General features: G+C 72.7%; 20 protein-coding genes. 9 read left to right on the top strand and 11 right to left on the bottom strand.

Annotation, left to right across the window (positions count from 1 at the left end; translation table 11 throughout):
* Positions 1–3 precede the first annotated feature (3 nt).
* Genes bluB through cbiE form a run of 5 tightly spaced genes read right to left on the bottom strand, consistent with a single transcriptional unit; the run spans position 4 to position 4,286 of the window.
* Positions 4–648, bottom strand: a complete 645-nt coding sequence (bluB, locus tag AB0H62_RS37140) for a 5,6-dimethylbenzimidazole synthase (protein WP_360591313.1) — start codon at positions 646–648, stop codon at positions 4–6.
* A complete protein-coding gene (locus tag AB0H62_RS37135) occupies positions 645–1,373 on the bottom strand; it encodes a cobalt-precorrin-6A reductase (protein ID WP_360591311.1) in 729 nt (242 codons plus the stop codon). The genes bluB and AB0H62_RS37135 overlap by 4 nt, the downstream gene beginning before the upstream one ends.
* Positions 1,370–2,380 carry a Gfo/Idh/MocA family oxidoreductase gene (locus tag AB0H62_RS37130; RefSeq protein WP_220243169.1) on the bottom strand — a complete coding sequence of 337 codons (1,011 nt, stop codon included), beginning with the start codon at positions 2,378–2,380 and terminating at the stop codon, positions 1,370–1,372. Before AB0H62_RS37130 ends, AB0H62_RS37135 begins: the two co-directional genes overlap by 4 nt.
* Positions 2,377–3,138 (bottom strand): SAM-dependent methyltransferase, encoded by a 762-nt coding sequence (locus AB0H62_RS37125; protein ID WP_360591309.1) that lies wholly within the window; start codon positions 3,136–3,138, stop codon positions 2,377–2,379. The genes AB0H62_RS37130 and AB0H62_RS37125 overlap by 4 nt, the downstream gene beginning before the upstream one ends.
* Entirely contained in the window at positions 3,135–4,286 is a 1,152-nt protein-coding gene (cbiE, locus tag AB0H62_RS37120) for a precorrin-6y C5,15-methyltransferase (decarboxylating) subunit CbiE (RefSeq protein ID WP_360591307.1), read from the bottom strand. Before cbiE ends, AB0H62_RS37125 begins: the two co-directional genes overlap by 4 nt.
* 68 nt (positions 4,287–4,354) lie before the next feature.
* Here cbiE and AB0H62_RS37115 point away from each other — a divergent pair, with 68 nt between their 5' ends.
* Genes AB0H62_RS37115 through AB0H62_RS37090 form a run of 6 tightly spaced genes read left to right on the top strand, consistent with a single transcriptional unit; the run spans position 4,355 to position 11,613 of the window.
* The gene (locus tag AB0H62_RS37115; RefSeq protein WP_220243166.1) at positions 4,355–6,340 is read left to right on the top strand and encodes a putative cobaltochelatase; all 1,986 of its coding nucleotides are present in this window, start codon (positions 4,355–4,357) and stop codon (positions 6,338–6,340) included.
* Entirely contained in the window at positions 6,340–6,954 is a 615-nt protein-coding gene (gene cobO / locus AB0H62_RS37110; RefSeq protein WP_220243165.1) for a cob(I)yrinic acid a,c-diamide adenosyltransferase, read from the top strand. The genes AB0H62_RS37115 and cobO overlap by 1 nt, the downstream gene beginning before the upstream one ends.
* Before the next feature lie 5 nt (positions 6,955–6,959).
* The gene (locus AB0H62_RS37105; protein ID WP_360591304.1) at positions 6,960–8,300 is read left to right on the top strand and encodes a cobyrinate a,c-diamide synthase; all 1,341 of its coding nucleotides are present in this window, start codon (positions 6,960–6,962) and stop codon (positions 8,298–8,300) included.
* Entirely contained in the window at positions 8,293–9,318 is a 1,026-nt protein-coding gene (gene cobC / locus AB0H62_RS37100) for an Rv2231c family pyridoxal phosphate-dependent protein CobC (RefSeq protein WP_360591302.1), read from the top strand. Before AB0H62_RS37105 ends, cobC begins: the two co-directional genes overlap by 8 nt.
* 54 nt (positions 9,319–9,372) lie before the next feature.
* Positions 9,373–10,662: an epoxide hydrolase family protein gene (locus tag AB0H62_RS37095; RefSeq protein WP_255638322.1), complete on the top strand. Its 1,290-nt coding sequence runs from the start codon at positions 9,373–9,375 to the stop codon at positions 10,660–10,662.
* Complete coding sequence (locus AB0H62_RS37090) at positions 10,663–11,613, top strand: redoxin domain-containing protein (protein WP_220243162.1); 951 nt, start codon at positions 10,663–10,665, stop codon at positions 11,611–11,613. It abuts the gene before it with no gap.
* Between the two features lie 53 nt (positions 11,614–11,666).
* Here AB0H62_RS37090 and AB0H62_RS37085 read toward each other — a convergent pair whose 3' ends face one another.
* From AB0H62_RS37085 to AB0H62_RS37075, 3 genes are all read right to left on the bottom strand, one after another.
* Complete coding sequence (locus AB0H62_RS37085) at positions 11,667–12,422, bottom strand: adenosylcobinamide-GDP ribazoletransferase (RefSeq protein ID WP_255638321.1); 756 nt, start codon at positions 12,420–12,422, stop codon at positions 11,667–11,669.
* A 145-nt stretch (positions 12,423–12,567) separates the two neighbouring features.
* Positions 12,568–13,587, bottom strand: coding sequence for a nicotinate-nucleotide--dimethylbenzimidazole phosphoribosyltransferase (gene cobT, locus AB0H62_RS37080; protein WP_360591299.1), 1,020 nt, complete (start codon positions 13,585–13,587; stop codon positions 12,568–12,570).
* Positions 13,588–13,597: 10 nt separating this feature from the next.
* On the bottom strand, positions 13,598–14,203 hold the full coding sequence (locus tag AB0H62_RS37075; RefSeq protein WP_354876980.1) for a bifunctional adenosylcobinamide kinase/adenosylcobinamide-phosphate guanylyltransferase: 606 nt from the start codon (positions 14,201–14,203) through the stop codon (positions 13,598–13,600).
* A 36-nt stretch (positions 14,204–14,239) separates the two neighbouring features.
* Between AB0H62_RS37075 and AB0H62_RS37070 the strand changes: the two genes are divergently transcribed.
* Together AB0H62_RS37070 and AB0H62_RS37065 are read left to right on the top strand one after the other, a co-directional pair.
* Positions 14,240–15,178: a cobalamin biosynthesis protein gene (locus AB0H62_RS37070; protein WP_220243159.1), complete on the top strand. Its 939-nt coding sequence runs from the start codon at positions 14,240–14,242 to the stop codon at positions 15,176–15,178.
* Complete coding sequence (locus AB0H62_RS37065) at positions 15,175–16,656, top strand: cobyric acid synthase (RefSeq protein ID WP_360591296.1); 1,482 nt, start codon at positions 15,175–15,177, stop codon at positions 16,654–16,656. Before AB0H62_RS37070 ends, AB0H62_RS37065 begins: the two co-directional genes overlap by 4 nt.
* Positions 16,657–16,660: 4 nt before the next feature.
* Here AB0H62_RS37065 and AB0H62_RS37060 read toward each other — a convergent pair whose 3' ends face one another.
* The 3 genes from AB0H62_RS37060 to AB0H62_RS37050 all read right to left on the bottom strand — a co-directional run bounded on the left by AB0H62_RS37060 (position 16,661) and on the right by AB0H62_RS37050 (position 19,219).
* On the bottom strand, positions 16,661–17,377 hold the full coding sequence (locus AB0H62_RS37060; protein WP_220243157.1) for a DUF4190 domain-containing protein: 717 nt from the start codon (positions 17,375–17,377) through the stop codon (positions 16,661–16,663).
* An 81-nt stretch (positions 17,378–17,458) separates the two neighbouring features.
* Complete coding sequence (locus tag AB0H62_RS37055; protein ID WP_220243156.1) at positions 17,459–18,100, bottom strand: response regulator transcription factor; 642 nt, start codon at positions 18,098–18,100, stop codon at positions 17,459–17,461.
* An 18-nt stretch (positions 18,101–18,118) separates the two neighbouring features.
* Entirely contained in the window at positions 18,119–19,219 is a 1,101-nt protein-coding gene (locus tag AB0H62_RS37050; RefSeq protein WP_360591293.1) for a histidine kinase, read from the bottom strand.
* Positions 19,220–19,296: 77 nt separating this feature from the next.
* On the opposite strand from AB0H62_RS37050, the gene AB0H62_RS37045 reads away from it, so the two are divergent.
* The gene (locus tag AB0H62_RS37045; protein ID WP_360591291.1) at positions 19,297–20,760 is read left to right on the top strand and encodes a M1 family metallopeptidase; all 1,464 of its coding nucleotides are present in this window, start codon (positions 19,297–19,299) and stop codon (positions 20,758–20,760) included.
* The last annotated feature ends 101 nt before the right edge of the window (positions 20,761–20,861 follow it).

Below are 20,861 nucleotides of genomic sequence, written 5' to 3'. Positions count from 1 at the left end.
GGGCTACGCACACCCCTCGTCACGGGGCGTGAAGCGCTCGTGGTGCACGGCGTTGGCCAACGGCGCGCGGGTGCGCCAGCCGTGGCGCTCGAGGTCCGGGACCTCGGCCAGCGCGGTCACGGGGCCGACGCAGAGCCAGGCCACAGGCCGGATTCCGGCCGGGATGCCGAGCAACGACGCGAGGAACGGCTCGCGGTAGAAGCTCACCCAGCCGACGCCGAGGCCCTCGGCGGTCGCGGCCAGCCACAGGTTCTGGATGGCGAGGCAGACGGAGTACAGCCCGGCGTCGGCGATGGCGTGCCGGCCCAGCACGGCGGGCGCGCCGCGTTCGGCGTCGTAGGTGACGACGATGCCGAGGGTCGACTCTCGGATGCCCTCGATCTTGATGCGGGAGAACGTGTCGGCGCGTTCGCCTGCCAGTTCGGCCGCGAACACGTCGCGTTCGTCGTGCACGTGCTGGGCGAACGCCGCGCGCGTGGCGGGGTCGCGCACGAGCACGAAGTCCCACGGCTGGCTCAGGCCCACGCTCGGCGCGGCGTGCGCGGCTTCGAGCACGCGGGTGAGCACGGGGTCGTCGATCGGCTCGCCGGTGAACTCGCCTCGGACGTCGCGGCGGCGGCGAAGAACTTCGTAGAACTCGTCGATCATCGGTGCAGCACCCATTCCACGGCTTCGGCGACCCCCGCGACCTCGGCGGTGGCCGGGCGCGCCGGGCGGCGCACGACGACCACCGGCAGGCCAAGCTCGCGGGCGGCGGTGAGCTTCGCGGCGGTCATCGGGCCGCCGCTGTCCTTGGTGACGAGGACGTCGATGCGATGCTCGGCCAGCAGCGCGCGTTCTCCGTCCACTTCGTACGGTCCGCGGTTCAGCAGGACCTGGTGCTGCCTCGGCAACGGCGGCTCGGGCGGGTCGACGCAGCGGATGAGGAACCACAACGCGTCGAGCTCGGCGAACGCGGCGAGCCCCTGTCGTCCGCTGGTCAGGAAGACGCGGGAGCCGAGGCCGGGCAGCAGTCCGGCGGCGGCGCCGAGGTCATCGGCCCAGTGCCAGCGATCGCCTTCGGCGGGCTGCCAACCGGGCCGGGCGAGCCGCAGCAGCGGCACGCCGATGGCCGAGGTGGCGGCGAAAGCGTTGGTACCAATGCGTTCCGCGAACGGATGGGTCGCGTCGACAACCGCCGCCACGTCGTGCTCACGCAGCCACGCGGACAGCCCTTCGACACCACCGAAACCCCCGACCCGCACTTCGCCGACGGGCAGCCGCGGCCGGGCGACCCGCCCGGCGAGCGACGACACCACGGCGACCCCGCGCGAGTGCAGTTCGGCCGCGAGCGCCCGCGCCTCGGCCGTGCCGCCGAGGACCAGCACGGTCATCCGCCGTAGCCGACGGCCGCGCGCCAGCGGTCGAGCGTGCGCATGTTCGCGAGCGTCTCGGCCCAGGTCAGCTCGGGTGCCTGCCGGTTGTCCACGTGGGCGGCGACGTGGTCGGCCTCGCGCGCGAACACGCTCTGCGTCGCCTCGATCTCGATCACCTCGGGCTCGCCGCCCGCCGGCGTCAGCACGATCTGCGACGACGTCGCGCGGCGCATCTGCGGCAGCCAGGCGGGTTTCGGCACGTGGATCTGCCCGGTGGTGCCGTAGATCCGGATGTGGTCGTCCTGCGTGAGCCGGTAGCCGCAGGACAGCTGCGCGATGATGTCGCCCGGCAGCCGCAGCAGGGCCATCGCGAACTCGTCGACGCCGCGGTCGGTCAGCCGCGCCATCCCGGTGACGGTAGTGGGTTCCACGACGTCGATGCCGGTCGCCGCCTGCGAAACGAGCCGCGCGAGCGACGTGCAGTAACAGCCGACGTCGAGGATCCCGCCGCCGCCGAGCGCCGGGTCGGCCAGGCGAGGGGCGTCGTTGGCGCCGGTGTCGAAGCTGAACGAGACGTCGACGGCCCGGACCTCACCGATCGCGCCGCACGAAATCAGCTCGACGAGCCGGCGCGTCTGCGGGTGCAGGCGGTACATGAACGCCTCCATGAGGAAGACGTCGTGGCGGCGCGCCGCGTCGATCACCTTCTCGGCCTCGGCCGCGGTGACCGTGAGCGGTTTCTCGCACAGCACGTGCTTGCCGGCTTCGGCGGCGCGGATCGCCCACTCCGCGTGCATCGGGTGCGGCGTGGCGATGTAGACGGCGTCGACGTCCGGGTCGGCGAGCAGGTCGCCGTAGGAGCCGTAGGCCTTCGGGATGTCGAAGCGGGTGGCGAACTCGCGCGCCCGGTCGGCCGAGCGGGCGGCGACGGCTTCCAGCGTGCCGTGTTTGCTGAGCTCGACGCCGGTCGCGAAGTCGGCGGCGATCGATCCGGCGGCCAGCAGGCCCCAGCGTAGGTCTGTCACAGTGACTCCGGTTGGCTCGCGCGGTCTCGGGTGCTCGAATACAGGAAGCTGTCGGGGAATCCTCCGGCGGCGAGCACCTGGCCGACGAAGATGGTGGCCGCGCGCGTCATTCCCGCTTCGCGCGCCCGTGCGGCGATGTCGGTGAGCGTGCCGCGCACGACGGTTTCGCCCGGCTGGCTCGCCAGCGCCACGACGGCCGCGGGGCAGCCGGCGCCGTAGAACGGCACGAGCTCCTCGGTGACGCGCTCGATGTGGTTGATGGCCAGGTGCAACGCGAGTGTGGTGCCGCTGCGAGCGAAGTTCGCCAGCGTCTCGCCTTCGGGCAACGCCGTCGACCGCGCTTGCGCGCGCGTGATCACGAGGCTCTGCCCGATGCCGGGCACGGTCAGCTCACGGCCCAGCACGGCGGCCGACGCGGCGAACGCGGGGACGCCGGGGACGATGGCGTAGGGCACGCCGGCGGCGTCGAGGCGGCGCACGGTTTCCGCCACCGCGCTGTAGAGCGACGGGTCGCCGGACACCAGCCGCGCGACGTCGTGGCCCGCGTGGTGGGCCGCGATCAGGCGTTCGACGATCTCGTCGAGGCTCAGGTTGGCCGTGTCGACGCGCTCGGTCTCGGGCGCGCAGTACGCGAGCAGGTCGGTCGGCGTCATGCTGCCCGGGTACAGGCACACACCGCAGCGCGCGAGCAGGTCGCGGCCACGGACGGTGATGAGGTCGGCCGCGCCGGGGCCGGCGCCGATGAAGTGAACGGTCATCTCGAACTCCAGGACGTCACGGTGCGCGACGGGGTCCACCCCGTGAACCCGCCGAGCGGCTGCGCGTGGTCGACGGTGATCCTCGTCAGCTCACCACCCCGGCTCGCGTAGGCGTTCGCCAGGATCTGTTCTGCTTCCAGCGTGACACCGTGGGCGACCACGCGGGCACCCGTGGCGAGGCACGCGTCGAGCAGGCCGGGCACGGTGAGGCCGCCGCCGATGAAGACGGCGTCGGGCCGGGGCAGGGTCGCCAGTGCGTCGGGGGCCGGGCCGGTGACCACCCGCAGCTCGGGGACACCGAGTGTGGCGGCGTTGCGAGTGATGCGCTCGGCGCGCGCGGGGTCGCGTTCGACGGCGATCGCGCGGTTGAGCGGGTGCGCGCGGGACCATTCGATGCCGACGCTGCCCGCACCCGCGCCGACGTCCCAGAGCAGCTCGCCGGGGACGGGCGCGAGGTGGGCGAGGGCGGACGCGCGGACGTCGCGTTTGGTGAGCTGGCCGTCGTGCTCGAATGCGCTGTCGGGCAGTCCGGTGAGCGGGAGCGCGGGGCCGGCGCAGACCAGGGCGAACACGGTGAGCGGGCCGGGTTCGCCGATCCAGCCGTCTTCGATGTGCTCGTCTTCGGCGCCGAGGTTTTCGAGACTGGTCAGGGTGGACTCGCCGTAGCCGCGGGTCCGGAGCAGCTCCCGCAGGTCGGCCGCGTTCGCGCCCAGCACCAGCACTTTCCGGCGCGGCGCGAGCACCCGGGCCACGCGGTCCACGGCGCGCCCGACGACAGTGACCACCTCGGTCTCCTCGAACGACCAGCCGAGCCGCGCGCGGGCCAGCGTCACCGACGAAAGCGCGGGCAGGACGTCGATCTCGTGGCCGCGGTCGCGCAGGGTCGTGCCGATGCCTGAGAGCAGGGGATCGCCGCTGGCCAGCACGCAGACGCGACTCCCGGCGTGCGCGGCGAGGACGTCGTCGAGCGCCGGGAGCAACGGGCTCGGCCAGGCTTGCGTGCGGACGCCTTCGGGCAGCATCGCGAGCTGCCGCGGCGCACCCAGCACGACGTCGGCTTCGAGCACGGCTTTCCGCGCCCGCTCGGCCAATCCCGGCCAGCCGTCGGCCCCGATGCCGACCACGAACAGGGGTGATTTTTCGCGCACGTTCACCCACGCTAGACGACGCGTTTCCTGTGCGATGATCGGCCGGACGCCGACCACGAGGAGAGCTCTTGAAGCCGTACCCGTTCACCGCCGTCGTCGGGATGCCGGACCTGCGCCTGGCGCTGATCCTGTCCTCGATCTCACCCGCCGTGGGCGGCGTGCTGGTGCGGGGCGAGAAGGGCACGGCGAAGTCGACGATGGTGCGTGCGCTCGCCGGTCTGCTGCCCCAGCTCGACGTGGTGGACGGCTGCCGGTTCTCGTGCGATCCCGCCGCGCCCGACCCCGTCTGCCCGGACGGTCCGCACCCCGCGGGCGCGCCCGCGCACCGGAGGCCGGCGCGGCTGGTGGAGCTGCCCGTCGGCGCGGCGGAGGACCGGGTCGTCGGGTCGCTGAACCTGGAGAAGGCGCTGTCGGAGGGCGTCACGGACTACCAGCCGGGTCTGCTGGCCGCGGCGAACCGGGGCCTGCTCTACGTGGACGAGGTCAACCTGCTGCACGACCACCTCGTCGACACCCTGCTCGATGCCGCCGCGATGGGCCGCGCGACCGTGGAGCGCGAGGGCGTGTCCGTGTCGCACGCGGCGCGGTTCGTGCTGATCGGCACGATGAACCCCGAGGAAGGCGAGCTGCGGCCGCAGCTGCTGGACCGGTTCGGGCTGACGGTCGAGGTCGCGTCCAGCCGAGAGCCCGAGCAGCGCGTGGAGGTGGTCCGCCGGCGCCTCGCGTACGAGGCGGATCCCGACGGGTTTGCGGCCGCGTACGCCGCCGAAGACTCGGCGCTGGCCGCGGACATCGAGGCGGCACAACGGCTTCTGCCCGCGGTGAAGCTGCCCGACGACGCGCTGCGGCAGATCGCCGAGGTGTGCGCGTCGTTCGAGGTGGACGGGATGCGGGCCGACATCGTCACGGCGCGCACGGCCGTCGCGCACGCGGCGTGGGCCGGGCGCAACGAGGTGACCACCGAGGACGTGCGCGTGGCCGCGCGGCTCGCGTTGCCGCACCGGCGCCGCCGCAACCCGTTCGACGCGCCGGGGATTTCCGAGGAGCAGCTGGAACAGGCGTTGCAGGACGCGCAACCGCCTGAGGATCCCGGTCCTGGCCCGGAGGACGACGGTCCCGGCTCGGGTTCCGGGTCCCCGAGCGCCGAAGGTGAGCAGCCGCCGGGGGACCAGCCGGCGCCGCCCCAGCAGCAACCGCAGCAGCAACCGGGCGAGGGGACGGGTTCCGGACCGCAGAACACGGTCGGTTCCGGCGAGACGTTCCGGGCGCGCGTGTTCCGCGTGAAGGGAACCGGCGAAGGCGAGCGTGGCCGCCGGTCGCGGGCCATCACCGACACCGGCCGCACGATCGGGGTCCAGCCACCGAGCGTCCGCGACGGCCGGCCGCACCTCGTCGCCACGATGCGTGCCGCCGCGCCGCACCAGCGGTCCCGTGGCCGCAGCGGTCCCGGGCTGCTGGTGCGTACGCAGGATCTGCGGTTCGCGTTGCGCGAAGGGCGCGAAGGCAACCTCGTGCTGTTCTGCGTGGACGCGTCGGGCTCCATGGGCGCGCGCACGCGGATGCGCGAAGTGAAGACGGCGGTGCTGTCGCTGCTGTTGGACGCCTACCAACGGCGTGACAAGGTCGGGCTCGTCACCTTCCGTGGTGACTCGGCCGAGCTCACGCTGCCGCCGACGATCAGCGTCGAGGCCGCGGCCGCGCGGCTGGAAGGACTGCCGACGGGCGGCCGCACGCCGCTCGCGGAAGGGCTGCTGGAAGCCGCGCGCGTGCTGCGCGTGGAGGCGATCCGCGATCCGCGCCGGCGTCCGCTGCTGGTTCTCGTCACGGACGGGCGGGCCACGAGCGGAGCCGACGCCGTCGCACGCTCGCAGGCCGCGGCGGGGTTGCTGGCCGGCGTCACCACCATCGTGATGGACTGCGAGAGCGGCCGGATGCGCCTCGGGCTGGCGGCGGAGCTGGCCGGGCACCTCGGCGCCGAGCATGTGGCACTCGCCGAGGTCGCGGCCGAGACGCTGGCCTCGGCCGTCCGCGAACGCACCGGGAGGGCTGCCTGATGCCGCAAGGGAAACCGGCCGTCGTCCCGCAGGACGGGCTCACCACGCGACAGCGCCGCAACCGCCCTCTGCTCGCCGTGCACACCGGCGAGATGAAGGGCAAGTCGACCGCCGCGTTCGGCATGGCGCTGCGCGCGTGGAACCAGGGCTGGTCGATCGGGGTGTTCCAGTTCGTGAAGTCGGCGAAGTGGCGCGTCGGCGAGGAAGCCGCGTTCCGCGCGCTCGGGAAGCTGCACGACGACACGGGCGAGGGCGGGCCCGTCGAGTGGCACAAGATGGGCGAGGGCTGGAGCTGGACGCGCAAGTCCGGGACCGACGAAGACCACGCCGCCAACGCGCGCGAGGGCTGGGCCGAGATCAAGCGCCGCCTCGCCGCCGAGACGCACGACTTCTACGTGCTCGACGAGTTCTCCTACCTGCTCAAGTGGGGCTGGCTCGAGGTCGACGACGTGGTGTCCACTTTGGTCTCCCGGCCCGGGCACCAGCACGTGGTGATCACCGGCCGCTACGCGCCGCCGGAACTCGTCGAGGCCGCCGACCTGGTGGCCGAGATGACGAAGGTCAAGCACCCCATGGACGCGGGCCAGAAGGGGCAGCGGGGGATCGAGTGGTAGCGCGGGTGGTCATCGCCGCGCCCGGCTCGGGGCACGGCAAGACCACCATCGCCGCCGGGCTGATGGCGGCGTTGCGCGCCGCCGGGCACCGCGTGTCGGGCCACAAGGTCGGGCCCGACTTCATCGACCCGAGCTACCACGCGCTGGCCACGGGTCGTCCCGCGCGCAACCTCGACCCGTTCCTGCAGGGTGAGGACCGGCTGGTTCCCTTGCTGCGCCACGGTTCCGCCGACGCGGACATCGCCGTGATCGAAGGCGTGATGGGACTGTTCGACGGCGCGCTCGGCACGGAGGGTTACGCGTCGACCGCGCACGTCGCCCGGGTCCTCGACGCGCCGGTGGTGCTGGTGGTCGACGCTTCGGCCGCTTCGCGCAGCGTCGCGGCGACCGTGCTCGGGTTCGCGAACTACGACACGCGCGTGCGCCTCGCCGGGGTGATCCTGAACAAGCTGGGTTCGCAGCGCCACGAGGACGAGATCGCGTCCGCGTTGGAGGCCACGGGCGTTCCGCTGCTGGGTGCGTTGCGACGCAACGAGAACGTGCACGCGCCGAGCCGCCACCTCGGCCTGGTGCCCGCGGCCGAGCGCGCTGCCGACTCGCAGCGGGTGCTGCCTGAGCTGGCGTCGTGGGTGGCCGGCGGGGTGGATCTTGAAGCCGTGGTCCGGGTCGCGCGGGCGGCGCCGCCGTTGACCGGTCCCGTGTGGACACCGCCCGGCGGCTTCGAGGGACCGCGGACGGTGGTGGCCGCGGCGGCCGGGCCGGCGTTCACGTTCCGGTACACGGAGAACGTCGAGCTGCTGGCCTCGCTCGGCGTGGACGTCGTCGACGTGGATCCGCTGCGGGACGAGCAGCTGCCCGAGGGCTGTGCCGGGTTGTACTTCGGTGGCGGGTTCCCGGAGGTGCACGCGGCGGAGCTGTCGGCGAACAAGCCGTTGCTCACGGCGGTGGCGGACGCGGTCGGGCAGGGTATGCCGGTGAGCGCGGAGTGCGCGGGGCTGCTCTACCTGTGCCGTGAGCTGGACGGACTGCCGATGGCCGGTGTCGTGGACGCGACCGCGGTGATGACCAAACGCGGGAAGCTGGGGTACCGGACGGCGGTTTCGCTGGCGGACAACGTGCTCGCGGTCGCGGGCCAGCGCGTGACCGGCCACGAGTTCCACCGCACGGAGCTCACGCCCGGGGCCGGTCCGTCGCCGGCGTGGGGCTGGGAGCGGACGGTGGACGGGTTCGCTTCGAGTTCGCTGCACGCGTCGTACCTGCATGTGCACTGGGCCGGGTATCCGGAGCTGGCGGAACGGTTCGCTACCCACGTGCGCGCCTTTGCCCAGGTGGCTCCGCGTGGCTGACACCTCGGACTACGACCTGCACCACCACGGCGATCGCGAGGTCGGGCCGGGGCTGGTGGACCTCGCGGTGAACGTCCGGCTGCCGCGCCCGCCCGAGTGGTTGCGGCGGGAGCTGGTGTCCGCTGTGGACAGTCTGGCCGCGTACCCCGATCCGTCGGCGGCACAGGCAGCTGTTGCCGCGCGGCACGGCCGTCCGGTGGACGAAGTGCTGGTGACGGCCGGTGCGGCGGAGGCGTTCACCCTGCTGGCTTCGGCTTTGAAGCCGCGGCACGCGGTGGTCGTGCACCCGCAGTTCACGGAACCCGAGGCCGCCCTGCGCGCGGCGGGTCACGACGTCTCGCGTGTAGTCCTGCCGTCGTCGGACGGTTTCGTGCTGGATCCCGGCCTCGTCCCGGCGTCGGCCGACCTGGTGTTCGTCGGCAACCCGACGAACCCGACCTCGGTGCTGCACCCCGCCCACGTACTTCGTGCCTTGGCACAACCCGGCCGCCTGCTCGTGGTGGACGAAGCCTTCCTCGACGCCATCCCCGGCGAAGCGGAGAGCCTGGCGGGTTCGTCGCTAGACGGCGTGGTCGTGCTGCGCAGCCTCACCAAGACGTGGGGCCTGGCGGGCTTGCGCGCGGGTTACGTCCTCGGCCCGCCTCAAGTCCTCGCGCGGCTGCGGGCCGTCCAGCCACCGTGGTCGGTGTCGACGCCGGCCGCGGTCGCCACGGTCGCCTGCTGCCGCCCGACCGCGCTGGAAGAAGCGGAAAAGCTGGCCGCCACCGCCGAATCGGACCGCGACTACCTCGTCTCCCGCCTGAGCGGACTGGGCATTCCGGTCCTGGGTGACCCGCGGGGTCCGTTCGTGCTGATCGAGGCTCCCGACGAAGGCCTGCGTTCTCGCCTGCGCTCCGTGGGGTACGCGGTGCGCCGCGGCGATACGTTCCCCGGCTTGGGCCCCCGGCACCTGCGCCTGGCGGTCCGTTCCCGCGAGGTGACCGACGGGTTCGTCGCCGCGCTGGCCCGCTCGCTCTAGCCGGCGAGCACGACGAAACCGTGCGTATCACTCGTTTCGGGTGAGGAACCGCCGGTGGTCGGGTGGCACAGTACCGAGTTTCGCGTCTGGTCCGGCAACGCGACATCGACCACCGCACCCATCCCACCGAGGAGACGCATGTCTGTCACGACTGAAGGAGCAGCGCACGATCAAGCGATCCGGCCGTTCACGGTCGAGACGCCCGATGCGGATCTTGATGATCTGCGTGCGCGCATTCTGGCCACTCGCTGGCCGGAAAAGGAACCCGTCTCGGACATCTCGCAGGGCGTGCCGCTGGAGACGATGCAGGCGCTCGCCCGCTATTGGGCGACGGAGTACGACTGGCGCAGATGCGAGGAGAGGCTGAAGGCTCTACCGCACTTCATCACCGAGATCGACGGCCTCGACATCCACTTCATCCACGTTCGCTCGAAACACGAAGACGCGTTGCCGCTCCTCGTCGCGCACGGATGGCCCGGCTCGGTCATCGAGCAGCTGAAGATCATCGATCCGCTCACCAATCCCACTGCCCACGGCGCGAGCGAAGCGGACGCGTTCCACCTGGTGATCCCGTCGATGCCCGGCTACGGGTTCTCGGGCAAGCCGGCCGTCACCGGTTGGGGCCCCGAGCACATCGCGCGCGCCTGGGCGCAGCTGATGAAGCGCCTGGGCTACGAGCGCTACGTCGCCTCGGGCGGCGATTGGGGCGGGCAGATCGTCGATCTGATGGGTGCACAGGCGCCGGGAGGCCTGATCGGCATCCACACCAACTTCCCCGGCGCCGTTCGACCCGATGTCGCCCAGGCCGTGCAGTCCGGCGGCCCGGCACCGCCCGATCTGTCCGACGAGGGAACCCGCCTCTACGAAAAGTTGAAGGACTTCTTCGCGACCGACGTGGCCTATGCCCTCGAGATGGGGACCCACCCGCAGACGCTCTACGGGATCGCCGATTCACCCGTCGGCCTCGCCGCCTGGATGCTCGATCACGACTCGGCCAGTCTGGCGCTGATCGCTCGCGTCTTCGACGGGCAGGACGAGGGCCTGACCCGAGACGACGTGCTCGACAACATCACCCACTACTGGCTGACGAACACGGGGGTTTCCTCGGGACGTCTCTACCGGGAAAACAAGCTCGGCTTCTTCGACCCGAAGGGCGTCTCCGTCCCGGTGGCGGTGAGCGTTTTCCCGGACGAGCTCTACCAGGTGCCGCGGAGCTGGGCGGAGGAGGCCTATCCCCGCCTCGTCCACTACAACCGCCTCGACAAGGGCGGGCACTTCGCCGCCTGGGAGCAGCCGAAGCTGTTCGCCTCCGAGGTCCGCGCCGGATTGCGTTCGGTTCGCTAGATGTCGGTATCCGCACGCGTGCAGATGCCCGCGCTCGGCGGGGCCGAGTGGCTCAACTCCGGGTCACTCGGCCCCGCCGAGCTGGAGGGCCGCGTCGTCGTCGTCAACTTCTGGACGCTGACCTGCATCAACTGGCTGCGCCAGGAGCCCTACGTCCGCGCCTGGTCGCGGGCCTATCGGGACGACGGGTTGGTCGTAGTCGGAGTCCACACGCCGGAGTTCTCGTTCGAGCACAAGATCGACCGCGTGCGGCAGGCGACGATGGAACGAGGAATCGACTACCCGGTCACGGTCGACAACGACTACGCCATCTGGAGCGCCTTCGACAACCACTACTGGCCGGCGCTCTACTTCGTGGACGCCCAAGGCGTCATCCGCGACCACCACTTCGGGGAAGGACGCTACGAGCAGTCGGAGCGCGTCATCCAGCGGCTGCTCGGTGTCGAGCGCGAGCTCGTCTCCGTCGCTGGGCGCGGCGTGGAGGCCGAGGCCGACTGGGAGCACCTGCGGACGTCCGAGACGTATCTCGGCTACGGGCGTGGTGAGCACTTCGCGTCGCCGGGCCGCGTCGGGTTCGACGAACGCCGCACCTACGGGCTCCCGCCGCGCCTGCACCTCGGCAACTGGGCCCTCGCCGGCGATTGGACGATCGGGCCCGAGAACGTCGTGCTCGACCGAGCCGGCGGGAGCATCTCCTACCGGTTCCACGCGCGGGACGCGCATGTCGTGCTGTCTCGCGGTGCGGGGGAGCCGGTTCTCTTCCGCGTGTTCCTCGATGGCGCGGCTCCGGGCCCGGCGCACGGTGTGGACGTCGACGAGGACGGGAACGGCCTGCTCCGGGACGCTCGCCTCTACCAGCTCGTGCGCCAGCACGACGAGGTCCGCGAGCGGACGCTGGAGATCACCTTCCTCGAACCCGGCGCCCAGGCGTACGTGTTCACGTTCGGCTAGCCCCGTCGCCGTCGCCGTCGCCGTCGCCGTCGCCGACCGGAACCGGGTGCGGCTCAGACGGCGAGCGTGAGCAGCGTCGCCGCCACCGCCACTTCGACTCCGGCGCCGAGGACGTCACCGGTGATTCCGCCGAGGCGCCGGACGCACCGGGCGAGCAAGGCGGCCGCGACGAGGTACCCGGCGCCGACCGCGGCCACCCCTTGCCACCACGGCAAGCCGGGCGCCAGCGCGGCCAGCGCGGCGGCCACCAGACCGACGGCCACCGCGACCACCCGCGGCACGGACCCCGCCACCGTCGCTCCGAGCCCCTCCGGCCGGGCGGACGGCACGCCGCGCGCGCACGACATCGACAGCGTGCACCGGCCCGCCAGCACGGAGACCACGGCGGCCACGACGCCGTGGTCCGCCGACACGGCGCCGGTCAAAGCACCGACCTGCACCAGGAGCACGAAGACGAGCGTCGCCACCCCGGTCGGGCCCGAGTCGCCGCGGCGCATGACGTCGAGGGCTTTGGCGCGGTCGTACGACGCGCCGAGCCCGTCCGCGGTATCGGCCAGCCCGTCGAGGTGCAGGCCGCGGCTGCCCAGGGCCACCACTCCCAGCGCGAGGGCGGCGACGGCGAGCGCGGGCAGTCCCACGGCCACGCCGCCGGCCACGACCAGGCCCGCGGCCGCCGCGAGGGGGACCGCCGCGACCGGGCCCAGCACCATCGCCGCCCCGGCCACCCCTCGATCGATGACGCGCGGGGCCGGCACGGGCACGGTGGTCAGTGTGCCGAAGGCCAGCCGCAGCGCGTCGCCGAGCTTCACCGGCGCCCCACCCGCAGCCCTCCGGAATCGAGGCACCTGACAACGGCCGCCGGCCGCCTCGCCGCGCTTCTCAGGGCCGTGGCAGACGGCCACCCGAATCCTTCGAGCCGTGCTCCGGTGGCCCTCACGTCCTCGCGGGCAGCCCTCACGCGAGGTCCGCCAGCAACCCCATGTCCGCGATGATCGCCCGCGCCGCACGCAGCGTCGGAACGGCCTGGACGGCGCCGCTGCCCTCGCCGAGGCGCAGGCCCAGGTCGAGGATCGGCGTGAGCCCGAGCGCCTTCAACGCGAACGCCTGCGAAGGCTCCGTCGAGCGGTGCCCCGCGAGCCACCACTGCTCGGCACCCGGCGCGATGTCCCGGGCGACCAGGGCGGCCGCGCCGGAGAAGATGCCGTCGAGCAGCACGGGGATGCCCCGCACCGCGGCTTCCACGAGGAACCCCGCGGTGGCCGCGACGCAGGCGCTGCCCAACGCCGTCAGCCGCTCGAACGGATCGGCCACCCGTCCCGCGGCGCGCTGCACCGCGGCCTCGACCACGGCCGTCTTCGCGTCCAAAGCCGCCCCGGACACGCCGGTGCCCGTGCCGACGACCTCGGCCGCGGGCAGGCCCAGCGTGGCCGCGACCAGGGCCGCGCACATCGTGGTGTTGCCGATGCCCATGTCGCCCGGGATGAGCAGGTCCGCGTCCGCCTCCTCCGCCGCGATGGCGCGCCCCGCCTCGAACGCGGCGAGGGCCTCGCCCGGGGCGAGCGCGTCCTCGACGTCGATGGCGCCCGAGCCGCGGCGGATCTTGTGCGCGGTCACGGAAGCCGGAACATCCGAAGCGTCCCAATCGACCGCGATGTCCGCCACTCGCACGCGAGCACCGACCTGCGCGGCGAGCACCGTGACGCCACTGCGCCCGGCGAGGAACACCCGCACCATCGCCGCCGTGACCTCACGCGGGTAGGCCGACTGCGCCGACACCCCGTGATCGCCCGCGAAGACGACCACACGCACGTCGTCCAGCGGACGCGGCGGCACCACGCCGTGGGCGGCGCTGAGCCACGCGGCCAGTTCCTCGAGCCGGCCCAGCGCGCCGAGTGGCTTCACCAGGCCGTCGAGGCGCTCCTGCGCGGCGGCGCGGGCGGCGGCGTCGGGCACGGGAATGTCGAAACTCGGCACGGCGGACTCCTTACGGCAGTTCGAGCACCCGCCCGGCGACGACCAGCAGACTCCGGTCGGACTCGGCGGACACCCGGTTGTTGAGTGCGCCCAGCACATCACGGAACAGCCGTCCGGACGACGTAGCGGGCACCACACCGCTGCCGACCTCGTTGCTCACGGCCACCACGGGCACGCGGGCCTGGGTCCACGCGGCCAGGAAGTCCTCGAGCCGGTCGTCGAGACGGCGCTCCCAGCCCGGCTTGCCCGACCACGCGCCGACCTCGTCGAGCACGCGCGAGAGCCACGTGCCGAGGCAGTCGATGAGCAGCGGGCTCGTCGCCGAGCGCAGCACGGTAGCCAGGTCGGTGGTCTCCACCGTGGTCCAGTGGCGCGGGCGCCGGGCCTTGTGCGCGGCGACGCGGGCGGCCCACTCGGGGTCGTCGTCACTCGGGGGGAGGCCGGGGGCCACGTACACGAGGTGCGTGTGGTGCGCGACGATCCGCTCCGCGTGCCTCGACTTCCCCGAGCGGACGCCGCCGAGGACCAGCACCTTGCCGTCGTCGCGTCCGTACCGGCGGAGGGTCCGCGCCAGGGTCTCGAGATACCCGGCGAGCCGGTGCGTCAGCTTGGTCATACCCGGCATTCTCGTGCACGCGCTACCGTTCGCCACGTGCCACTCCGACAAGCCGTCACCGCGGCCGGCCTGATCACCGGATATGCGGCCGACTCACTCTTCGGTGACCCCCGCCGCGGGCACCCGGTCGCGGTGTTCGGCAGCTGGGCCGGCGCGCTGGAACGCCGCTGGTGGGCCGACTCGAAGCCGCGCGGAGCGGCGTACGCGGCGGTGTGCGCGGGAGCCGCGACGGGCCTGGGCGTGGCCGCTCAGCTGAGCACGCGCCGACGTCCCTTCGCGCGCTTCGCCCTCACGGCCGCCGCGACGTGGGTCGTGCTCGGCGGCCGCGGGCTCGCGGCGGAGGGCCGCGAGATGGCGCGGCTGCTCGACGCCGGCGACGTCCCCGCCGCCCGTGCCCGCCTGTCGCACCTCTGCGCGCGCGACGCGTCGGAGCTCGACCCCGCGGAGCTCACGCGCGCGGCTACCGAGTCGATCGCCGAGAACACGTCCGACGCTGTGGTCGCGCCGCTGCTGTGGGGCGCCGTCGCGGGCATCCCCGGCCTGCTCGGCTACCGCGCGCTCAACACGCTTGACGCGATGGTCGGCTACCGCTCGCCGCGTCACCGCAACTTCGGCTGGGCGGCGGCGCGCCTCGACGACATCGTCAACCTCGTCCCGTCGCGGGCCGGCGCCGTGCTCACCGCGGTGTCCGCGCCGCTCGCGGGTGGGCAGACCCGGGCGTCGTGGCGGGCGTGGCGGCGCTACGGCTCGCACCACCCGAGCCCCAACGCCGGCCAGGTCGAGGCCGCGTTCGCCGGCGCGCTCGGCCTGCGTCTCGGCGGCACCAACAGCTACGGCGGCGAGGTCGAGGACCGCGGCACGCTCGGTGACGGCCGCGCGCCGCAGCCCGTCGACCTGCGCCGCGCGGTGCGGTTGTCGCGCGTGGCCGGCGCGGCCGCGGCCTTGGTGGCAGCAGCGGTGGCGGTGGCGCGATGAGCGGGCTGCTGGTCGCCGGCACGACGTCCGATGCAGGGAAGAGCCTGGTCACGGCCGGGATCTGCCGCTGGCTGGCCCGCCGCGGTGTGCGGGTGGCGCCGTTCAAGGCGCAGAACATGTCGAACAACTCGATGGTCTGCGCCGACGGTGCCGAGATCGGCCGCGCGCAGTGGCTGCAGGCCCGCGCCGCGCGCGTCGAGCCCGAAGCGGCGATGAACCCCGTGCTGCTCAAGCCGGGCAGCGACCGGCGCAGTCACGTGATCGCGCTCGGGAAACCGTTCGGCACGCTGGAAGCCGGCGAGTACGCGACCGGCCGCGCGGGGCTGGCGGAGATCGCGTTCGGCGCTTTCGAGGACCTGAGCTCCCGGTTCGACGTGGTCGTGTGCGAGGGCGCCGGCAGCCCCGCGGAGATCAACCTGCGCGGCGGGGACTACGTGAACCTGGGTCTGGCGCGGCGGTTCTCGCTGCCGGTGGTCGTGGTCGGCGACATCGACCGGGGCGGCGTGCTGGCGGCGATGTTCGGCACGCTCGCGCTGCTGTCACCGGAAGACCAGGCTCTGGTCGCGGGCTGGGTGGTCAACAAGTTCCGCGGCGACGTCGGCTTGCTGCGCCCGGGGCTGAAGAGCCTCGAAGACGTGACCGGCCGGCCCGTGCTCGGGGTGCTGCCGTGGCTGGACCGCGTGTGGATCGACTCCGAAGACGCGCTGGCCGCCGCGGGCTGGCGGCACGAGGCTCCGCGCGGCGGCGGGCTGCGCGTGGCCGTGGTGCGCTTCCCGCGCGCCTCGAACGCCACCGACGTCGACGCCCTCGCGGCCGAACCCGGCGTGACGGTGAGCCTCACGGCCGACCCGGACACGGTCGCCGCCGCGGATCTCGTGGTGCTGCCCGGTTCCCGCGCCACCGTGGACGATCTGCGCTGGCTGAGCGAGCGCGGCCTCGCCGACGCGGTGACCGCGCGCGCCGCCGCCGGCCGTCCCGTGCTCGGCATCTGCGGCGGCTACCAGATGCTCGCCACCACAATCCACGACGACGTCGAGTCGCGCGCCGGCACGGTCGACGGCCTCGGTCTACTGCCCACCGACGTCACGTTCGCGGGGGAGAAGGTGCTCGGCCGCCCGGTCGGCGAATGGCGCGGCCACCGGGTCGAGGCCTACGAGATCCACCACGGCACGGCATCGGGCACCGCCGAAGAGTCCTTTTTGGACGGTTTTCGCGTCGGGTCCGTGTGGGGCACGACCTGGCACGGCGCCTTCGAAAACGATGGCTTCCGCCGCGCCTGGCTCACGGAGGTGGCGGCGCAGTCCGGGGTCGACTGGACCCCGGCCCCGGACGCGCCAGGTTTCGCGGCCTTGCGTGAGGACATGCTGGAGCGCCTGGCCGACGCCATCGAGTCCGAAGTGGACACCGCGCAGTTGCTGCGGCTGCTGGAAAACGGTGCGCCGGGCGGGTTGCCGTTCGTCCCGCCCGGCGCACCGTGATCCGCTAGTGCGCCACCGGGGCCTTCAGCACGCCGGACTTGGATTCCAGGGTGCAGACCACCGAGCGGTTCTGGTTCTGCCACGCTCCGGCCGGCGGGTAGTACACGCCCATCACCAGGTCCGCCGGCATCGTGGTGTCGACGAAGAACCCCGACTGCGCTGTGGTGCAGTACTGGCGGCTCAGCGTGGTCAGGGCTTCCTCGCCGGGATAGCTCTCGGACTCCGGCAGGGGCACCACTGCATAGATCTCGTCGGCGTGCGCCACGTCGCACGAGACCTTGGCGATGTCGCTGGTGAGCTTGTCGTAGCCGGAGAAGCACTCGCCTTGCTCGGCCGAGAACACGCTGTTGCCGCCGCCCGACAGCTCGTCGATGGCGGCGTCTTCGCTGCTCGAACCGGAGGAGTTGCCGGCGGTGATGATCAGCGTCAGCAGCCACGCACCGCACAGGGCGAGGCCCGCGATGGCCAGGCCGCGGCCGCTGTCGCCGGTGCGCCGGATCTGACGCAGCGCGACGACACCGAAGATCACGCTCAGCAGCAGGCTGATCCCCGGGATCGCCAGAGCGAAGCCGAAGAGCACCTTCAGCAGCGGGACGATCGCGAGCACCAGTGAGGTGATGGCGTAACCGTTGGTCTTGCCCGTCGCGGGTGGCGGCGGTGGCGGTGGCGCGTCCTGGTAGCTCGGCCCGGTCGGCTTGGGCGGCAGGACTGAATCGGACATGAGGGTCCCCTGAATTCTCCGTGGAATCCCCCGACCCGGGCATGATCGTAACCAACCGGGCACCGCTTGCGCGACAACGATTCAAGCAAGACCAGCATCGTGCACGAGAATGGCCACCTGAGTGCGGTTCGAGGCCTCCACTTTGGACATGATGCGGCCCAGATGGACCTTCACGGTGGCCTCGCTGACGCCGAGGTGGGTGGCGATCACTGCGTTGCTCCAGCCCTCGGCGACGGCCACCGCGACCTCGCGTTCGCGGGAGGTCAGCGCCGTCAGCCGCGCCTTCGCGCTCTCCGTGGCCCCGCCTGAGGCGAACTCGCCGAGCAGCCGCCGCGTGATGGCGGGCGACAGCATCGCCTCGCCGCGGCGCACCACGTGCACAGCGCTCACCAGGTCGCGCGGCGGCGTGTCCTTGAGCAGGAACCCGGTGGCGCCGCGGCGCAACGCGGTGTGCACGTACTCGTCGAGGTCGAACGTGGTCAGCACGACCACCGCCGGCGCCTCGGGCAGCGCCGTGACCACGCGGGTCACCTCGAGGCCGTCGACGCCGGGCATCTGGATGTCGGTGAGCACGACGTCGGGTTGATGCCGCGCGACGAGCTCGGCGACGCCCGTGCCGTCGCCCGCCTCCGCGACCACGCGGATCTCCGGATCCGACTCGAGGATCATCCGGATGCCGCTGCGCACGAGCACCTCGTCGTCCAGCAGCACGACCTTGATCACCGCAGCGTCCTCCTCATCTCACGCACCGCCGGCGAGCGGGAACACCGCGCGCACCACGTAGTCACCCGAGCCGTCAGGGCCGACGCGCAGCGCGCCGCCGGCCAACGTCACGCGCTCGCGCATGCCGATCACGCCGTAGCCCGCGCCGGGCAAGCCCGCCGACGCGCCGAGGGCGTTGGCCACCTCGACCACGAGCTTGCCGCTGTCGAGGGACAGCCGGACGCGGATCGGCGCGCCCGGCGCGTGTTTCGCCGCGTTGGTCAGGGCTTCCTGCACGATCCGGTACGCCGCCCGGCCCACCATTTCCGGCACCTGCGGCAGGGGATCGGGCACCTCGGCGTCGACGTCCGCGCCGGCCGCGGCGAGATCGCCGGCCAGCTGCGCGACGCCGTCGAGCGTGGGGCTCGGCAGCGCCTTCGGTTCGTTCTCCTCCTCGCGCAGCACCCGCAGGATGTCGCGCAGCTCGGTGAGCGCGGCGGCGCTCGACTCGCGGATCACCTCGGCGAGCCGCGCGGTCTCGTCGTTGGGCGCGCGCACGGACAACGCTCCGGCCTGCAGCGCGACGATGCTCACGCGGTGGGCCACCACGTCGTGCATCTCGCGCGCGATCCGCCGGCGCTCGGCCGTCACGGCGCGTTCGGCGAGCAGGTCGCGCGTGCGTTCGGCCTGGTCCGCGCGGTCGTGCAGGGCGTCGACGAGCACGGCGCGCTGGTGCATCCACAGGCCCGCGAGCAAGGGCAGGACCAGCATCAGGGCCGCGACGAAGCCGACGATCTCCCAGGCCTGCAGGTCGTCGGGCCGGTAGGTGACGAACGTGATCACCAGATCCGCGGCCACCGCGACCGCCGTCGGCCACTTCGGTCCGCGCTGGGCCGCGACGGTGTAGAGCGAGAAGATCGTGGCGAGCTGCGCCGTCGGCTCGAACCACGCCAGCACCGCCATCGCCAGCATCGTGACCAGCGGGAACCGGCGACGCAGCAGCAACAGCACCAGCACGGCCACGATCGTGAGCTGCCACAGCGCGGGCCGGTTCACGCCGTTGAGCGCCTCCAGCGTGAGCACGCCAGCGACCGCGATCGCCAGGCAGGCGTCGAGCAGCAGCAGTCGCACGGCGATCACCGTACGACTTTCCGGTTAGCCCGTTCGAGCTGCCCGGCTGATGTGCGTGCGGCGGTGGTCTCGGCAAGGTAGGGCGCATGGTGAAAACGATCGTGAAAACCGCAGCGGTGGCAGGGCTCGCCGCAGTGCTGGCCGCCGGCACCGCGACCGCCGCCACGGCTGATCCCGCGTCTCCCGGCGCGCTGAGCGCGGGCGAGCGGCTGTTCCCCGGGCTCGGCAACGGCGGCTACGACGCCCGCGACTACGACGTCTCCCTCGACTACCGGCCGGGCGTGACCACGATGGACGCGGCGGTGGCGATGCGCGCCGTCGCCACGCAGTCGCTGTCGTCCTTCGGGCTCGACTCGGCCGTGGGCGAGATCCGGACGGTCGAGGTCGACGGCACGGCCGCGAAGTTCGTGGTGCAGGGCGAAAAGCTGGTGGTCACGCCTGCGCGGCCGGTGCGCAAGGGCGTGCCGTTCACCGTGCGGATCGGCTACGTCGCGGACCGGGCGAAGAGCCCGCAGTCGCCCACCGGGCAGCCGCTGCCGCCCGATCTCGCCGAGGCCATCGGTGTCTGGCAGAACACCCCGGACGGGTTCGCGGTGATGGGGCAGACGGACCGTGAGCACGCGGTCTTCCCGTCCGACGATGTGCCGGGCGACCCGGCCACCTACACCCTGCGGATCACGACCCCGGCCGACGTGCAGGGCGTCGGCAGCGGCACGCTCGTCGGGAAGCACCGTGCGGGCGACCGGGTGACCTCGGTGTTCCGTGTCGATCGGCCCACGGCCACCGACGTCGTGCAGCTCGCGGCCGGCCACTTCACCGAGGTCGACCAGGTGGGCCCGCACGGCCTGCCGGTGCGCAGTTACGTGACGACGGCGGCGAAACCGGCCGCGCTCGACACCGCGCGCAAGACCCCGGAGATCATCGCGTGGCTGGAGCAGCGCCTGGGCCGCCCGTACCCGTACGCGAGCGCCGGCACCCTCGGCGTCAACCGCCTCTACGGTGGCGGCGTCGCGCTGGAGACCGCGGCGATGCCGACCTACAGCGCTCTGGCCCTCGAAAACCCCAGCGAGGTCTCGACCATGGCGCACGAGCTCACGCACGAGTACTTCGGCGACGCCGTGCCGGTGCGCCACTGGGACGACATGTGGCTCAGCGAAGGCCACGCCACCTTCTACCAGGACCTCTACGACTCCGAGCACGGCGGGAAACCGTTCGACGAGACGGCGAAGTCCGGCTATGCGCAGAACAACGAGATCCTGAAGCAGAACGGCCCGGTCGCCCGCCAGACCTACGCGGCGGGTGTCATGTTCGGCACCGATCTCGGCGGCAAGCTCACGCTGTACGCGCTGCGCAGCCTCGTTGGCCCGGCGACCTTCGACCGCATCGAACGCACCTTCTTCGACGAGTTCCAAGGCCGCCCGGCCGCGACGCAGGACTACGTCGCCGTGGCCGAACGCGTCTCCGGCCGCGACCTGGGCGCGTTCTTCCACGACTGGCTGTACGCGTCCACCACTCCGGCGATGCCGGGCCACCCGGACTGGAGGGCGTGAGATGACCGGCGACCGCGAGATCGCGCCGGCGTCTCGATCAGGCGGTGCGATCGGCCCCTGGCCGCGGAGACCCGCGGGAGTAGAAGCCCGCGGCCCACGCG

The sequence above is a fragment of the Amycolatopsis sp. NPDC050768 genome, assembly GCF_040654155.1.
GTDB lineage: Bacteria > Actinomycetota > Actinomycetes > Mycobacteriales > Pseudonocardiaceae > Amycolatopsis.
This window is presented reverse-complemented; position numbering and strand designations above follow the sequence as displayed.

Bases quoted from the DNA above. Each gene is read 5' to 3' on its own strand.
- AB0H62_RS37045 (WP_360591291.1), top strand. From the start codon at position 19,297: ATGGTGAAAACGATCGTGAAAACCGCAGCGGTGGCAGGGCTCGCCGCA.
- AB0H62_RS37060 (WP_220243157.1), bottom strand. From the start codon at position 17,377: ATGTCCGATTCAGTCCTGCCGCCCAAGCCGACCGGGCCGAGCTACCAG.
- bluB (WP_360591313.1), bottom strand. From the start codon at position 648: ATGATCGACGAGTTCTACGAAGTTCTTCGCCGCCGCCGCGACGTCCGA.
- AB0H62_RS37125 (WP_360591309.1), bottom strand. From the start codon at position 3,138: ATGACCGTTCACTTCATCGGCGCCGGCCCCGGCGCGGCCGACCTCATC.
- AB0H62_RS37065 (WP_360591296.1), top strand. From the start codon at position 15,175: ATGAGCGGGCTGCTGGTCGCCGGCACGACGTCCGATGCAGGGAAGAGC.
- AB0H62_RS37090 (WP_220243162.1), top strand. From the start codon at position 10,663: ATGTCGGTATCCGCACGCGTGCAGATGCCCGCGCTCGGCGGGGCCGAG.
- cobO (WP_220243165.1), top strand. From the start codon at position 6,340: ATGCCGCAAGGGAAACCGGCCGTCGTCCCGCAGGACGGGCTCACCACG.
- AB0H62_RS37135 (WP_360591311.1), bottom strand. From the start codon at position 1,373: ATGACCGTGCTGGTCCTCGGCGGCACGGCCGAGGCGCGGGCGCTCGCG.
- AB0H62_RS37075 (WP_354876980.1), bottom strand. From the start codon at position 14,203: ATGACCAAGCTGACGCACCGGCTCGCCGGGTATCTCGAGACCCTGGCG.